Here is a 15,518-nt window from a genome sequence, read left to right as displayed (position 1 = left end):
ACCGACGTCAACCTGGACATGATCGTTCAGGTCGGCTCGGTCGCCGGGTCGGGGCGGACGGATATCTCGTTCACCCTGCCCAAGGCGGATGGACGTACCGCGCTCACCGCGCTCACGAAGGTCCAAAGCGAGATCGGCTTCGAGCGCACCCTCTACGACGACCACATCGGCAAGCTGTCGCTGATCGGCGCGGGGATGAAGTCGCACCCGGGGGTGTCCGCCCGGTTCTTCGGCTCCCTCGCCGACGCGGGGGTCAACGTCGAGATCATCTCCACCTCTGAGATTCGCATCTCAGTAGTGGTGCGCGACACCGACCTCCCGCTCGCCGTGCGGGCCGTGCACGGCGCCTTCGACCTGGGTGACCCGAACGGCGGGGCGATCGTGTACGCGGGAACCGGACGATGACGTTGGCGACGTCGTGGGTCCTCGAGACGGCGGCACACCGCGGCAGCTGGACACGCCGCGGCAGCTGGACACGCCGCGGCGGCACAGTGGCGAATCAGGAGGATGGATCGTGACGAGCAACGAGGCGGGCCGGCGACCGACGCTCGCAGTGGTGGGGGCGACCGGCGCGGTCGGCACGGTGATGCTGTCGCTGCTCGACGAACGCCCCGGCATCTGGGGAGAGATCCGGCCGATCGCCTCGGCCCGATCCGCGGGACGGACGGTACGGGTGCGCGGCGCGGACGTCGTCGTCCAGGCCCTGGCACCGGAGGTCTTCGACGGCGTGGACGTGGCCGTGTTCGACGTTCCCGACGAGGTCTCCGCCCGGTGGGCACCGGTAGCGGCGGCCCACGGCGCGGTCGCGGTCGACAACTCCGGCGCGTTCCGGATGGACGCCGACGTGCCGCTGGTCGTGCCGGAGGTGAACGCCGACCAGATCCCCACGCGGCCGCGGGGCATCATCGCGAACCCGAACTGCACCACCCTGTCGATGATCGTTGCGGTCGGCGCTCTGCACCGGGCGTTTGGGCTGGAGTCGATGTTCGCGGCCTCCTACCAGGCCGCGAGCGGCGCCGGGCAGGCCGGCATCGACGCCCTCTACGACCAGCTCACCGTCGTCGGTGGCACCCGCGAGCTGGGGCGGACCGCCGGTGACGTGCGTAAGGCCATCGGTGAGGACGGCCTCGGCCCCTTCCCGGCGCCGCTGGCGCTCAACGTCGTGCCCTGGGCCGGTTCACTGAAGGACGGCGGCTGGTCCTCGGAAGAGTTCAAGGTCCGCAACGAGTCCCGCAAGATCCTGGGTATCCCGGATCTGCGGGTGTCGGCTACCTGTGTGCGGGTGCCGGTCATCACCACGCACGCGGTCGCGGTGCACGCCCGCTTCACCCGGCCGGTGACCGCGGACGAGGCGCGCACGGTGCTRCTGAACGCTCCCGGCGTCGCCGTCGTCGACGATCCGTCAGCCGGCGAGTTCCCGACCCCGGCCGACGTCGTCGGAACGGACCCGACCTGGGTCGGCCGAATCCGGCAGTCGCCGGACGACCCGCACGAGGTCGCGCTGTTCCTCTGCGGGGACAACCTGCGCAAGGGCGCCGCGTTGAACACCCTGCAGATCGCCGAACTTCTCGTGCAGGATTGGCTGTACCTTTAATCAGGCGTTAAGCTTTTGGCCGCGAACCACGCCATCCGGGAACCGATGAACGCCCCGCGCTTTCCGGCCCGAGAAAACGATCGAGATCAGCCGGAAAAAACATACCTTCCACCGAACTGTCGGATATCGAACTGATCGAGAAGTCGAGAAGCGGTCAGCCCGCCCCAGGAGGACCCTTGGGCGGGCTGACCGTTGAAGTCTCTCGTGGCTCAGACGACGCGGACGGCGTCGGCCTGCGGACCCTTCTGACCCTGGGTCACCTGGAACTCGACCCGCTGGCCCTCCTCAAGTGCCTTGTAACCGTCCATCTGAATCGCGCTGTAGTGAACGAAGACGTCGGAACCGCCGCCGTCCACGGAGATGAAGCCGAAGCCCTTCTCCGAGTTGAACCACTTCACCGTGCCCTGAGCCACGTGCCGTTCTCCCTGCTGGTGCAGTCAGGACCCGCACCGCGCGGGCCCCGGGCCGAACATCAGGAAGCTGCAAGAGCCCCTGACGTTGTTCCGCCGCGCCTCGGTTGAGACGCGAACCGCCGAACTCCGGCCAGGGACGACGCTACACGGACGGAGGCCTTCGCGGGAGTCCTCCGGGCAAGGAAGTCCACTTCATACCCCGGTCACAGAACAACGCAGYAGGTCCGGCCGCCGGCAGCTCCACCCGTCCCGTCCCGCAATCCGTCGAGCTGACAGGGATTTCCCGAGCGCGCCGACCCGTGGCGGATGGTCGTGCGCCCGATGGCCCGGATGTGGCGCACGAATGGGTGACGCGGAGGAGGTAATCGGTCAGACCACGGCAGAGCCCACCCGGCACGGCCTCAGGTCAGCGGATCCAGCGACGGTGCCGGGCTGCCGAGATCGCGGGCCACGCATCGAAGAAGTCTCGTTCCGCCATGCGTGCCCGGCACTCCTCCAGGCCCAGCAGGACACCCAGAGTAAACGCGGTGGGGGCGCCCTGGGCCTGCGCTGCCGTCCCCCAGTCCCCCAGCAGCCTGCGCGCGATGGTGGCGTCCTGATGGGTTCCGAGCAGCTCCTGCGCGATCTGGGCCTGCTCGACCAGCCGCGCCGCGTCATTCCCGTACAGCGGTGCGACGGCTTCCGCCGCGTACCGTAACCGCTTGGCCTGCTTGCGGGCGGAATGCAGCAGTTCGTCCCGTTCCGAGCCGGCCTTCAGGGCGCTCGCGGCACGGACCTTCTTCGCCAGCTTCCGGTCGGCGCCGAGCAGCAGATCGGGGAGGGCCTTGCCGGCCGGACGGGCCGCCGCGGGGGTGAGCGGGCCCCGCAGTAGGGTGAGCAGGTTGGAGACGAGCGCGAAGTACCGGTCACTGCGCAACATGGCCAACGCCTCCGCCCGGCCGTTGGCCGTGCCGGCGCCGAGGTGCGCGGTGACCGTCTTGCGCACGGGCCCCGCGACCAGCTCGGTGGGCAGCTCCGCCAGGCGGGTCTCGAAATAGGCGGCCTGGACCTCGGCGTCGCGGGCGCCGGAGAGCGCGCCGGCGAGGTCCCGCAGCTCGCCGTCCAGGAAGAGCGCTCTCTCGGGCGGGAACAGCGGCGCGAACGTCCGCAGGGTGCTGCGGGCCCGACGGCAGGCGACGCGCATCTTGTGGACCGCCTCGGGCTCGTCGAGCCGCACCCGCGGATCGGCCGCGAGCAGGGCACGTGCCTGTTCGATCAGGTAGGCCCGTACCACCTCGCCCGCCGGCGTCCCGCGTCGTGGCTTGCGCGGCGGCGAAGGAACGTCCGGCCCGGGGCCGGCGGCCAGCGCCTCACCCAGGACCCGCGCGAGCTTCGAGGAGTCCGCCGCCGGGGTGGCGCCCGCGGCCGTGAGCAGACCGGCGACCTCGTCGAGCACCTCGGGCCCGCCGTTGACGAGTTCGACCTCGATCTCCCGCCAGCTGCTCAGTACCGTCGTCTCCCCCAGGGTCTGCGCGGAGACCTGGTCATCGACGACCTCGGCCAGGTCGACTCCGACCGTGTCCCGCAGTCGGCGCGCTGTCCGCAGTGTCCGCAGCCTGGCGACCGGCCGCGGCTCGGCGCCGCGCAGATGGACCGACACCAGATCGACGAACTCCGCGGGAGGGCTGTACCGCGGGCCCTCCGCCCCCACGCCCACGCCCACGCCCGCGTCGAGCGGGAGCTGGAGCTCGTCCCGCTCCCCCACCCGGACGGGCAGCTTGAGGTGCCATCCGGCGTCCGCCCCACCGGTCCGACGCCGTATCGTGATCTTGTTACGGGCCAATCGGAGATCGTCGCTGTCGTAGTAGACGGCCTCCAGGCTGACGGTCTTGCGGGTGCGCGCGGTGGCGACGCCCGCAACCTCCCCCAACTTCGGGAGCACAAAGGTCGGTTCGACCGAGAACTTGCGCTCGATCTCGCGGATTCCGTTGACCATCGGTCCYCCCCGACCAGCCGTACCGCGGCAGGCACTCGACGGCTATGCCTTCCGGCGCCCCATGGCCTTCCGGCGCCCCGAACCCGCCGACGTTGACGTCCTCGAACGATCCACCGCCTCCGCGATACACCGTTGAGATACGCATCGTATGCCCATCAGACGATCTCTATTTCCCCACCCGTAACCTTAGCGCGGCGCCGGGATCCAGGAGATCTTTCCGACCAACGCTACGTATCCGACGAACGCGACGGTGTCGATGAGTGCGTGGGCGATGACGAGCGGCAGYACCCGGCCGGTCCGCTGGAACATCCGGCCGAACAGCAGGCCCATCGCGAGGTTACCGGTGAACCCACCGAGCCCCTGGTAGAGGTGATAGGAACCGCGGAGCAGGGCGCTGGCCGCCAGCGCCCGGTTGGCCGCGACACCAAGTTCACGCAGCCGCACCAGCAGGTACCCGGTGACGATGACCTCCTCGGCGAGGCCGTTCTGCGCCGCGCTGAGGACCAGGACCGGTACACGCCACCACACGTCCGGCAGGCCCGAGGGCGCGACGGTGAGGTTCGCCCCGCTGTGCCACGCCAGCAGGTAGAGGCCCAGGCCGAGCCCGCCGACCCCGGCCGCGATCGCCGCTCCCCGGCCGGCGTCGCGACCGGTGTGCCGACCGTCCAGGCCGATCGCCCGCGGTCCGCCTCCGTGCCTCGTCAGCAGGTATACGGCGAGCAGCGCTGGCACCAGCCCGGTGACCAGGTCGGCGAGTTGGAGCGCAAGGTCGAGCCAAGGCCGTCCCGGCGCCGCCGAGGTGTTCAGCCGGGCCACCTGGGAACGGACGGGGCCCGGCCGRGTCAGCACCCCGACGTAGCGGATGACCGCGAACAGCGCCGAGGTGGCGAAGGAGACCCCGAGCACGAGCCAGACCTCGACGACGAGCTGCCGGCGGGTGAGCGACTCACCCGCGATGACCGGCGCCTGAGCGGGGGCAGAGGTCACGCGATGACCGTAGCCCACCGCCGCGGCGGGCCGGCCCGATCACTGCACCGGCCCGATCACTGCACCGGCCCGATCACTGCACCAGCCCGATCACTCCGCCGGTTCCGGCCGGGAGAACAGCCGGAACAGCATCATCAGGGACGGCACAAGCACCACCAGACCGCCGGCGATGGCGAACAGCATGGCCCGGATGTTCGTCGTCGGCGCCGCGGCCGTGTCCACCGTGGCCTGCCCGACCACCAGGTCCGGGTACTGGGCCACCGCCCAGCCCCAGAGCATCGCGCCGACGGCGAGACCGGCCGCGATGCGGGCGGCACCGAACTGATCGCGCCAGAGCGCGACGAGGGCGCCGATCCCRCCGAGGGTGGACAGGGCTACCAGGGGAAGCGAGCGGTCCCTGAACCGGCCGGCGACCTGCGGGGCGTCCGCCCACAGCAGGGGCAGCAGGATCGCGGCGAGTGCACCGCAGAGCACGGCGCCGCCGATGGCCCGCCGGCGGAAGTCGGCCACCAGGTGCGCGGTGGCCGGGGAAGAGGCGGCGTCCCGGCAGAGGTAGACGGCGGCGAGGAAGGCCGTCGCGGCGACCGCGAAGGCCCCGCAGACGAGCCCGAACGGGCTGCGCACCGGCGCGAACGGGTCGTCGGTCGACAGATCACCGCTGGCCAGAGCCGCACCGGCCACCCCGAGCGCGAACGGGGCGATCGTCGAGGAGACCGCGAAGACGTGCCCCCACCAGTGGTCGGGACCGGCCCCACCCGCCCCGTAGGACCGGTACACGTACGCGGCGCCACGCAGCACGATGCCGACGAGGGCCACGGACAGCGGCACCTCCAGAGAGGAGCCGATCACCCCGTAGGCCTCGGGAAACCCGCTGAACATCGCCACCACGATGAAGATCAGCCAGACATGGTTGGCCTCCCACACCGGGCCGAGTGACGCCGAGATCAGTTTCCGCTGGTCGCCGGCGTGCCGTCCGCGTGCCAGTAGGTCCCACACCCCGCCACCAAAGTCCGCGCCACCGAGCAGCGCGTAGGCGGTGAGCCCTACCACCATGATGATCAGAAGGAGGTCAGCGCTGGTCATCAGTCTTCTCCCCGCCCGCCGAAACCGGTGGTGCCGTCGGATCCCGTTCCCGTTGTCTCACCCGGGTGCGCCGAACCGCGGGATCCCTCGGGACCGCCGCCGGTGCGCCGCCTGCCGGCCACCGGCGGTTCGACCGGCAGTTCGACCGGCAGTTCGACCGGCGGTTCAACCGCCGGTTCAACCGCCGCCGGTTCAACCGCCGCCGGTTCGGGTCGCGGCTTCGGGATGGATGGCGAATCGGAATCGGTTGTCCGTCCGGGCCTGGCCGGGCTCGCCTGCCCCGCGCCGTGGACGGCCGTGCGGTGGACGCCCGCGGCGGGCCGCCCGGACCGGATCTCCGCGACGGCCGGGCCGCCGGTGGCCATCCGGCGCAGGATGAGGATCAGCGCACCCGCGAGCCCCAGGTACAAGACCAGGGAGCCGGCGAACATCGGCGCGACCCCGTCGGCGCCCGTCACCGCGTCGTGAACCCGCATGTGACCGCCCACGATCCACGGTTGACGACCACCCTCGGTGACCTCCCAGCCGGCCATCATCGACAGCGCGGACGCCGGTCCCGTGGCCGCCGCGGCGAACAGCCACGGCCGTCCGGTGGGCAGCAGCGTCTTCTCGCCGCGACGGCGCCGGCGGACGACGGCGGCACCAGTCAGAGCGGACAGTCCGATCAGCGCGGAACCGAACCCGACCATCGTCGCGAACGACYCGTGCACCAGCAGGCCGTTCGGGCGCTCGTCCGGCGGCGCGGCGTCCAGACCGGTGATCACGTGATCTGTACTGAATCCCTCCATCAGCGAGAGCAGACCGGGGATCTCCAGCCCGTAGCGGACCTCGCCGCTCTTKTCGTCGTAGAACCCGCCGAGGGTCAGCGGCGCGTGCGACCTGGTGTGGTAAAGCCCTTCCATCGCGGCCAGCTTGAACGGCTGGTTGGCCCCGGCGATCCGGGCCGCCCAGTCCCCCACGATCAGCTGAAGCGGCGCACAGACCAGCACCACCGCCAGGCCGATCCGCAGCCCGCGCTGGTGGTAGGCGTCCCGGCGACCGCGCAGCATGCCGACCGCGTAAATGCTGGAGACGGCCCCGCCGGTGCACATCAGCGCGGCCAGCAGCATGTGGACCACCTGGGGCGGAGTCCCCGGGCTCAGAAAGGGCGCGAACGGCTCGGCGGCGACGACCTTGCCGTTCACCTCGGTGATCCCCCGTGGCACGTTCATCCAGGCGTTCACCGTGATGATGAACAACGTCGACAGGGTGCCGGAGATCGCGATCGGCCATAGCGTGAGCCAGTGCGCGCGCGGCGACAAGCGCTTCCAGCCGTACAGGTACATCCCGACAAAGATCGCCTCGGTGAAGAACGCGAAGCCCTCCAGGGAGAACGACAGTCCGAGCGCACTGCCGTACTTCGACATGAACGCGGGCCAGAGCAGGCCGAACTCGAACGAGAGCACCGTTCCCGAGACGGCCCCGACCGCGAACAGCACGGCGAATGCCCGCGACCACTTCTTCGTGAGCGCCAGCCAGGTCTCGTCACCGGTCCGCACCCAACGCCCCTCGGTGTAGATCAGCAGCCACGGCATGCCGACCCCGAACACGGCGAAACAGATGTGAAACGCGAGGGAGAACGCTGTCTGGGCGCGGGCAAGGTCGACGGCATCAGCGGCGAGAACCATGCGCACAGCTCCTTCGGTGGGCCGCGAGGGGAAAAATCGGCCGAGAGCCAACCGATCCTCTACGAGGCATAGAGGTTTCTACGGTATGTAGCCAATTCTCCTGGCGACGAGCAAAGCGCAGTGAGCTCGATGACATGGTCAAKACCGACGGCACTACCGACGGCGCTGTCGAGACGTGCGCCACGGTCGACGGCACGGGGCGGGACCGAAAGATACCTCCATTGCGGCCGTCATCCTGTTTGATGGATAGCCCGTTCGGCGGATAGCCCGTTCGGCGGATAGCCCGTTCGGCGGATAGCCCGTTCGATGGATAGCCCGTTCGATGGATAGCCCGTTCGGCGGATAGCCCGTTCGGCGGATAGATAGTCCCCTAAGTCATGAAGATGTTTCCTTGTAAAGGAATTCGGGCCGCGTGAACGGCGGCGGATCAGTCAGCCGGCGGGTTCGCACTGGTCCGGAGCCGGGCGCCGATCGGGAGCCGGGAGGCAGATCGGGGGCTGGAAGGCCGGTTCCTCCCCGGTTCCTCCCCGACGGCCGGCACCGTTGCCGCGTGGCTGTGACGCAACAGGCCTCAACGAAGCACCCCGTTCGGTTCCACGAATGTTCTACGCCACGTAGGATTGGCACCATGGCGCGCCTGGGTGACCTCGAACGGTCGGTCATGGACGTGTTGTGGGCGAGCGACGACTGGCTGACCGCCCGCGAGGTCGCCGGCCGTCTCCAGCATGAACGCGATCTCGCGTACACCACCGTGCTGACCGTGCTCGAACGGTTGGAACGGAAGGGATTCGTGCGGCGTCAGCGTTCGGCGCGCGCGCATCGCTACGCGGCCAGCGACAGTCGCGAGGCCGTCGTGGCCGAGGCGATGATGGAGGCGCTCGGCACGGCGGACGATCGTGGTTCCGCCCTGGTCCGCTTCGTGGGGTCGGTGTCCGCGGAGGAGGCCGAGATCCTTCGCCGTGCCCTGGAACCCGTCGGTTCCGGGGCACCCGGCATCTTCGTGCCTGGCGGAGAGGCCCCGYGCGCCGAGGATCCGCAGGCCGAGGATCCGCACACGGAGGTCCGGCACGCCGAGGCCCGGCGCGGTCCGKCGATCGGAGACCCGCCCCGCGACGACCCGGAGCAGATCGTCACGGTAGCCACCGACCCGGATCGAACGGCCCAGATTCCGCCCGACCACCGGTAGCGTTAGCCGGGACATGACGACCGCGGCACTTCTCGCCCTGTTCGCGGGCGTGTTGGCCTGGCCGGTCCCACGCCTGCTGGCCGCCGCGCGCTGGCCCTACCGATGTCCACGGGCGGCGATCGTGCTCTGGCAGGCGGTCGGTCTGGCCGGCGGAGTGTCGGCGCTACTCGCGGCGATCGCGTTCACCGTCTCACCGCTGTCCGGCGACACCCCGACCGCCATCGTCGACCATCTCGACAACATCGCGGCCGGCGCGCCGCTGACGGGCCTGGGCCTGATCAACCTCATCGGCCTCGCTGTGGCGGCGGCCTTGGCCTCCCGGCTGTTCGGGGTGCTCGGCACCTCCAGCGCCGCCACCCTTCGCGAGCGTCACCGACACCGCGACCTGGTCGATCTGGCTGGCCGTCGGCATCGCCGGCATGAGACCTGCGTCCCGCCCGGCCATGCGTCCCATCATTCCGGCACAGCCGCGGACTCTGGTGCGGCCACCGACCCTGGCACAACCGCCGACGGCGGGGGCGCAACCGGCTGCTGCCTGTGCGAACACCGGGACCGGGCCGGCATTCTACTGCGTATCCTCGATCATCCCGTCGCGGTCGCCTACTGCGTGCCGGGGGTGCGGCACGCCCGGGTTGTGGTCTCCCGCGGGCTACTGAACACCCTCGACGCCACCGAACTGGACGCCGTGCTCGCCCACGAGGCGGCCCACGTCGCCGGTCGTCACGACCTCGTCATCCAGCCGTTCGTCGCGTGGGAGCGGACCTTCCCGTTCCTGGACCCGGCCAGGGAGGCGACCGCGGCCGTCTCGCTCCTCGTCGAGATGCTCGCCGACGACGCGGCGRCCCGGCAGACAAGCCGCCGATCGCTCGCGCGGGCCTTGGCCCGGCTGGGCGGGGCAAGGGCACCGGTCCCCGCCGGGGCGCTGGGGATCATCGATTCTCCGGCCGCTGTGCTGCCCGCACTCGGCTCCCACGAGCCTACGGCGGTCGGCGTCCGCGATTCCGGCCCGCCCGGCCCGGGCAACCCAGACGCCGGCGGGCCAGACCCCGGCGATGCGGCGCCCGGCGATGCGGCGCCCGGCCAGACACGACCGGTCGGCGGCGGCCCCCGGCGCGGCACGGCCAATCCGGTCATCTCGCGGATCACCCGGCTCCTCGACCCGCCGGAAGTGCCATGGTGGATGCCGCCGTGCGCCTACTTCGGGGCGATCATCGTGCTCGCCGCGCCCCCGCTTATTCTCCTGGTCGGCTGAGTGGAAGGCGATAATCTCTACTTTTTTTATTGACAAGCGGCGGAATGATATCTACTGTCAGCGTCATGAGCCGGCGCCCGCTTCTGGTCTGCCGTGCACACATTGACTTTCATCGCGTCGCGAGCGCGCTCTGTCACCCTTACCATCGATCCCGCTGATCATCAGGCCCCGTTCCGCCGACTGGCATCCGTCACCGTAAGCCCCCGGCGCCCGGTGACGGCACCTGCCGCCTCGTACCCGAGCCGGCCAACGGCCGCCGACCTGATGTCAGCGAAGGGTGGGCCCCTCCCTCCGGTCCACCGTCCCTGTGGTCAGCCGGGCCCCCGGTCCTGACTTTTCCGTGCGTTCCACCTGCCCTGTGTTTGCACGCCTTGCGCGTGCGCGGCGACGAGAGGCCCCGTCGGCCGCGTGGTCGCATCGCGAGGAGGTTCTCCGTGCCCGTACGCGACAAGGCGCCAGTACGCGACAAGATGTCGGCGCGGGAAACGCTGCCGGCGCAGGGAAGGCCGCGGGCCGCGGCGGGGGTCGTCTCCAGGCTTGGAGCCGGGAGAACCACTGCCGGCGGCCCAGGCAGCCCAGGCGGCTCCGGCGGCTCCGGCGCCCCCAGTGGTTACGGTGCCCCGGGCGGCCCCGCGGGCTCCGCGGCGGCGATCCTGCGGGCGGTCCTCGACCACGGTCCGGTCGCCCGCACCGCCATCGGGAGGGCAACAGGGCTCAGCCCGGCGGCGGTCTCCCGGCAGACAGCCGGGCTGATCTCCCTGGGTCTGCTCCGAGAGCTTCCCGCCTCCTCGCTGGCTCCCCGGGCCGGGCGGCCGCACGTGCCCCTGGACGTGGACACCGACCTTCATCTGGCCTGCGGGGTGCACATCGCCGTCCCGTTCGTCACCTTCAGCCTTGTCGACCTGCGTGGACAGGTGGTGACGCGGGAGCAGTTGCCGCGGGAGGGGGGCCCGGCGGACGTCCTTCGGATGATCGCCCGACATCTGCCCGACTTCCTCGCCCGGCGCGCCCAGGGCAACCGTGTCCTCGGCCTCGGCGTCGTCACCGGCGGCCGGGTCGACCCCGACCTCGGCGTGGTGATCGAACACGAGCCCCTGGACTGGCATGACGTGCCGGTCCGGGAGGTGCTGGCGGCGGCCATGGGCATGCCGGTGCACGTCGACGGGCACGCCCGCGCCCTGGCCCAGGCGGAGATCCTCTTCGGCGACCCGCGCGCCCGGCGCAGCCTGCTGCAGCTGTTCGTCGGCAACGTGGTCGACGCCGCGTTCGCCACCGACGGATCGGTGCACATCGGACCGCATTCCGCTGCGGGCGGCATCGCTCACCTGCGGCTCGCCGACAGCGACGTCCCGTGCCGCTGCGGCCGGTCGGGCTGCGCGCAGGCGGCGCTGTCGGAACGGACCATGCTGCTGCGGGCGACCCAGGACGGGATCATCTCCCGTCCGGACCTGCAGGTGCTGCTGCACGCCGGGCTCGCCGGCGACCCGCGCGCGCTGTCGCTGTTGCGCGCCAGGCTCCGGCTGGTGGGTCGGATGATCAGCCTGCTCGTGGACATGATGGACCCGGAAATCGTCGTTCTCACCGAGGCCGCCGCGCTCTGCCTGCCGGATCTGTTGGTCGACCTGCACGAGGAGATCGCCGCGCACTCACGTGTGTGTGCACCGATCCCGAGCGGATGGTGCTGCCGAGCAGCTTCGGCATGAACGTGCTGGCCGTCGCGGCGGGAGCGACCGTCCTCGACGCGGTCCACCGCCGCCCGCACAGTCTGCCCGTCCCGCTGCCCGCCCCGATGCCGTCGCGGACACCATCACGGACACCATCACGGACACCGACAGTCGCCGCAGCCGCCCGCCGGAGGTATTAATTCCACCAGAACACAAAACGTTGACGGCCCGGAAGGGCGAGACCGAAGATTGACCGGTGAGCGACTCCAGGAACGGCGGTACGGGAAGATTTCCCGCAGCCAGCGCTCGTTGTCGCCGATGTTGCCGCCCGGCGTCACGTTCCGCTGTCCGTCGCGACAGAATCCGTAGTCGATCGCAATAGTGCCGATCACGATAGCGCAGGCGTTCCCGGCACTCCCCGAGAACGCGTCCCACCGGTCCGTCACCCGGAATTCCGGCTGCCCTCCCCGCCGTCTTCGCATCTTTTCCCAACCTCTGGAGGAACACAGGATGACAACCACGACCCCTCTTCTGGGACTCGACGTCCGCCCGCTTTCCGGCTATATCGGGGCCGAGATTCACGGAGTGGACCTGCGCGAGGACCTGGACGACGCGACCATCGCCGAGATCCGCTCCACGCTGCACCAGTGGAAGGTTGTCTTCTTCCCCGGCCAGAACATCGACCACGCCCAGCAGGTCGCCTTCGGCCGACGCTTCGGCAAGCTGACCCCGGCCCACCCGCACGAGGACGCGCCGCCGGCGGGCTTCCCGGAGATCCTGCCGATCGACAGCCGGCGGTACGCCAGGTTCTTCGGAACGAAGAAGAAGGTCACCTACGACAATGGCTGGCACACCGACGTCACCGCGCTGGTGAACCCGCCCGCCGCGTCGATCCTGCGGGCCGGCATCGTCCCGCCATACGGCGGCGACACTGCGTGGACCAACCTGGTCGCCGCCTACCAGGAGCTGCCCGAGCAGCTTCGGGACCTGGCCAACGGCCTGCGCGCCCGGCATAGCTTCGGAAACTTCCCCAGCGAGAGCGAGTACGGGCGGAAGGTCGCCGCAAACCCGCTGGTCGCGATCCACCCGGTGGTGCGCGTCCATCCGGAGACCGGCGAGCGGGCGCTGTTCGTCAGCCCGAGCTTCACCTCCAAGGACAGCGAGATCATCGGTTTCTCGCCGAAACAGAGCCGCCGGATCCTCGACCTGTTCTACGAGCAGATCTCCCGGCCCGAGTTCACGGTGCGGTTCAAGTGGAACCCCGGTGACATCGCCTTCTGGGACAACCGCGCGACCTCCCACCTCGGCCCGTCGGACCTGGGCCACCTCGACTTCGACCGGGTGCTGTACCGGGTGACCATCGAGGGCGACATTCCGGTCGGCGTCGACGGCAAGGAATCCGAACTGGTCGCCGGGGAACCGTTCCTCGGCTCCTGATCCGCTGTCCGCCGATATCCGCGGACACCACGAATACCGGAGCCGGCAATCCGCTGACAGCCGCGAGGGCCAAGTCCCTCGCGGCTGTCGGCACCCCGACCAACGATCCACCTCGAACGACAAGCCACCCCGAACGGCCACCGTCTGTCCGCCGGATCACGACCGAACGACCCGATAGGGAGATTTCCGATGCAGCATCGACGACCGCGCGGGCGGCGTCTTTCCCTCCTGGCCGCCGGACTTGCCGCAGCCGTCGCGGTGACCCTGGCCGCCTGTGGGAACGACGGCGGCAGCGGCAGCGCGGGTTCGGCCGCTACGGGTGGCCAGGTGACGCTGCGGATCGGCGACCAGGGCAAGTATTTGGAACTGCCGCTCACGCTCTCCGGCGAGGCGCGGGGCACTTCCTACGGGTTGAGCTGGAACACCTTCGCCGACGGTCCGCACATGAACGCCGCGTTCAGCGCGAGCAAGATCGACGTGGGCTTCATGGGCGATACACCGGTACTGTTCGCGAACGGGGCGCACGCCGGCGTGACCGCGGTCGCTGTCGCGGAGAACCCGGTGAACACCCAGACGATCATCGTCAAGGCCGGCTCCGGGATTCACAAGCCAGCCGACCTCAAGGGCAGGCGCATCGCCCTCACCCTCGGTACCTCCCTGCACGGTTATCTGCTCAACCAGCTCGCGTCCGCCGGTCTGAAGCAGAGCGACATCACCCCGGTGAACGTGCCCATCACGAGCCTCGGAGCGACACTCGCCTCCGGTCGGGTCGACGCCATCGTGTACGCCAAGCAGTACGTCGCCGCGGTCGGCCAGCAGGCTCCCGGTTCCTATGAGATCGAGACCAAGCCGCTCCCGGTCTTCTCGGTCGTGCTGGCATCGAAGAACACCCTCAAGGATCCGGCGAAGCGCACGGCGGTGCAGGACTTCCTGATCCGCCTGTCCCGGGCATCCGCCTGGCCGAAGGCCCATGAGGACGAGTGGATCAAGAAGTACTACGTGGGCCAGCTCAAGCAGAACCCGCAGGCGGCGAGGAAGTACTTCGACTCGCTGCCGCGGGCACTCTACAAGCCGGTCTCCGAAAGCTTCATCGAGAGCCAGCGCGTGCAGGCCCGACTGCTGATCGACGTCGACCAACTGCCGAAGACCCTGAACGTCAACGACGAGATCGACAAGGGTTTCAATGCCGAGCTGACCGCCGCGTTCACCAAGGCCTCGCTGGCCACCTGAACCTCAGGGCACCGGGACGTTCCATCCGAGGGGATGATAAACGTGAACGAACTCATCTTACCCGACGGCGTCATCGCTGACGGCCGGACCGAGGCCGGGCCGCGCGGCTCCGGCGGGCGCCGGTGGATTCCGCCGGAGGTCCGCCGGTTCACCGGTCCCGCGCTGTTGTTCGCCGCCTGGTGGACGGTCACGGGATTCGGCCTCGTCAGCGACCAGTCCTTGGCCTCCCCGGCCGCGGTGTTCGGCGCGGGACGGGAGCTGTGGAACAGCGGCGAGCTGCTGGACAGCCTCGGCATCTCGCTCTACCGGTGCGGGGTCGGCCTGATCCTCGGAGTCACCATCGGGCTGACTCTCGCGGTGATCGCCGGTTTCTTCCGCGCCGGCCAGGACGTCRTCGACTCCGCGATGAACTTCCTACGGACGATCCCCGTCATCGCGTTGCTGCCGCTCATCATCGTATGGATCGGCATCGGCGAGGAAGCAAAAATATTCCTGATTACCGTGGGGGTCTCCTTCCCCATCTATATGAACACCTACTCCGCCATCCGCGGGGTCGACATCAAACTGGTGGAGGCCGGCCAGACCTTCGGCCTCGGCCGGTTCGGGCTCATCCGGCGAGTCATCGTTCCCGGCGCGCTCCCGGGCTTCCTCGTCGGTCTGCGCTGGGCTCTGGGAGTCGCCTGGCTACTGCTGGTCTTCGCCGAGCAGGTCAACACCGACAAGGGCATCGGCTACCTGCTCAACAGCGCGCAGTCCTGGAATCGGACCGACATCATGGTCCTCTGCCTGGTCATCTACGGAATCCTGGGACTCGTCAGCGACGGAATGGTCCGCATCCTGGAAAGGACGCTGCTGTCATGGCGCCGCGGCTTCGACGGAACCTGAGCACCGACACCGACACCAACACCACGGCGGCGGCCACGGCCGTCGCCACCCTGGAGCGCCCGGCCACCGCCGACGCTCAGCACACCGCCGACGCTCAGCACACCGCCGACGCTCAGCACACCGCCGACGCTCAGCACACCGCCGA

General features: G+C 69.8%; 13 protein-coding genes. 8 read left to right on the top strand and 5 right to left on the bottom strand.

Translation table 11 applies throughout. The features are described 5' to 3' along the window. On the top strand, window positions 1-405 hold a 405-nt coding region (locus KBI5_RS12180), incomplete at its 5' end, for an ACT domain-containing protein (RefSeq protein WP_116289901.1). Between the two features lie 109 nt (window positions 406-514). Further along, a complete protein-coding gene (locus tag KBI5_RS12175) occupies window positions 515-1,594 on the top strand; it encodes an aspartate-semialdehyde dehydrogenase (protein WP_011434728.1) in 1,080 nt (359 codons plus the stop codon). Between the two features lie 209 nt (window positions 1,595-1,803). Here the strand turns inward: KBI5_RS12175 and KBI5_RS12170 are convergent, their stop codons facing one another. The 5 genes from KBI5_RS12170 to KBI5_RS12150 all read right to left on the bottom strand — a co-directional run bounded on the left by KBI5_RS12170 (window position 1,804) and on the right by KBI5_RS12150 (window position 7,719). Beyond that, a complete protein-coding gene (locus KBI5_RS12170; RefSeq protein WP_009740954.1) occupies window positions 1,804-2,007 on the bottom strand; it encodes a cold-shock protein in 204 nt (67 codons plus the stop codon). Window positions 2,008-2,413: 406 nt separating this feature from the next. Next, complete coding sequence (locus KBI5_RS12165) at window positions 2,414-3,982, bottom strand: CYTH and CHAD domain-containing protein (RefSeq protein WP_011434727.1); 1,569 nt, start codon at window positions 3,980-3,982, stop codon at window positions 2,414-2,416. A 186-nt stretch (window positions 3,983-4,168) separates the two neighbouring features. Next, window positions 4,169-4,969 (bottom strand): CPBP family intramembrane glutamic endopeptidase, encoded by an 801-nt coding sequence (locus tag KBI5_RS12160; protein ID WP_232234979.1) that lies wholly within the window; start codon window positions 4,967-4,969, stop codon window positions 4,169-4,171. Window positions 4,970-5,059: 90 nt separating this feature from the next. Beyond that, window positions 5,060-6,052 (bottom strand): cytochrome d ubiquinol oxidase subunit II, encoded by a 993-nt coding sequence (locus tag KBI5_RS12155; protein ID WP_043590611.1) that lies wholly within the window; start codon window positions 6,050-6,052, stop codon window positions 5,060-5,062. After that, complete coding sequence (locus tag KBI5_RS12150) at window positions 6,052-7,719, bottom strand: cytochrome ubiquinol oxidase subunit I (RefSeq protein ID WP_085015282.1); 1,668 nt, start codon at window positions 7,717-7,719, stop codon at window positions 6,052-6,054. Before KBI5_RS12150 ends, KBI5_RS12155 begins: the two co-directional genes overlap by 1 nt. 628 nt (window positions 7,720-8,347) lie before the next feature. Between KBI5_RS12150 and KBI5_RS12145 the strand changes: the two genes are divergently transcribed. The 6 genes from KBI5_RS12145 (at window position 8,348) to KBI5_RS12120 (ending at window position 15,373) form a co-directional block, all read left to right on the top strand. Continuing rightward, window positions 8,348-8,905 carry a BlaI/MecI/CopY family transcriptional regulator gene (locus tag KBI5_RS12145; protein WP_085015281.1) on the top strand — a complete coding sequence of 186 codons (558 nt, stop codon included), beginning with the start codon at window positions 8,348-8,350 and terminating at the stop codon, window positions 8,903-8,905. A 13-nt stretch (window positions 8,906-8,918) separates the two neighbouring features. Continuing rightward, a complete protein-coding gene (locus tag KBI5_RS12140; RefSeq protein ID WP_085015280.1) occupies window positions 8,919-10,157 on the top strand; it encodes a M56 family metallopeptidase in 1,239 nt (412 codons plus the stop codon). Between the two features lie 434 nt (window positions 10,158-10,591). Next, window positions 10,592-11,860, top strand: a complete 1,269-nt coding sequence (locus tag KBI5_RS12135; RefSeq protein ID WP_347272497.1) for an ROK family transcriptional regulator — start codon at window positions 10,592-10,594, stop codon at window positions 11,858-11,860. Between the two features lie 471 nt (window positions 11,861-12,331). Then, on the top strand, window positions 12,332-13,258 hold the full coding sequence (locus KBI5_RS12130) for a TauD/TfdA family dioxygenase (RefSeq protein ID WP_011434720.1): 927 nt from the start codon (window positions 12,332-12,334) through the stop codon (window positions 13,256-13,258). Window positions 13,259-13,447: 189 nt separating this feature from the next. After that, window positions 13,448-14,488 (top strand): ABC transporter substrate-binding protein, encoded by a 1,041-nt coding sequence (locus KBI5_RS12125; protein WP_023840130.1) that lies wholly within the window; start codon window positions 13,448-13,450, stop codon window positions 14,486-14,488. A gap of 42 nt (window positions 14,489-14,530) precedes the next feature. Beyond that, window positions 14,531-15,373 carry an ABC transporter permease gene (locus KBI5_RS12120; RefSeq protein ID WP_085015279.1) on the top strand — a complete coding sequence of 281 codons (843 nt, stop codon included), beginning with the start codon at window positions 14,531-14,533 and terminating at the stop codon, window positions 15,371-15,373. Window positions 15,374-15,518 lie beyond the last annotated feature (145 nt).

Source organism: Frankia sp. KB5, from assembly GCF_002099325.1.
Classification (GTDB): Bacteria; Actinomycetota; Actinomycetes; order Frankiales; family Frankiaceae; genus Frankia; species Frankia casuarinae.
The sequence above is the reverse complement of the archived record's forward strand: the minus strand, read 5'-3'. Positions and strand labels throughout refer to the sequence as shown.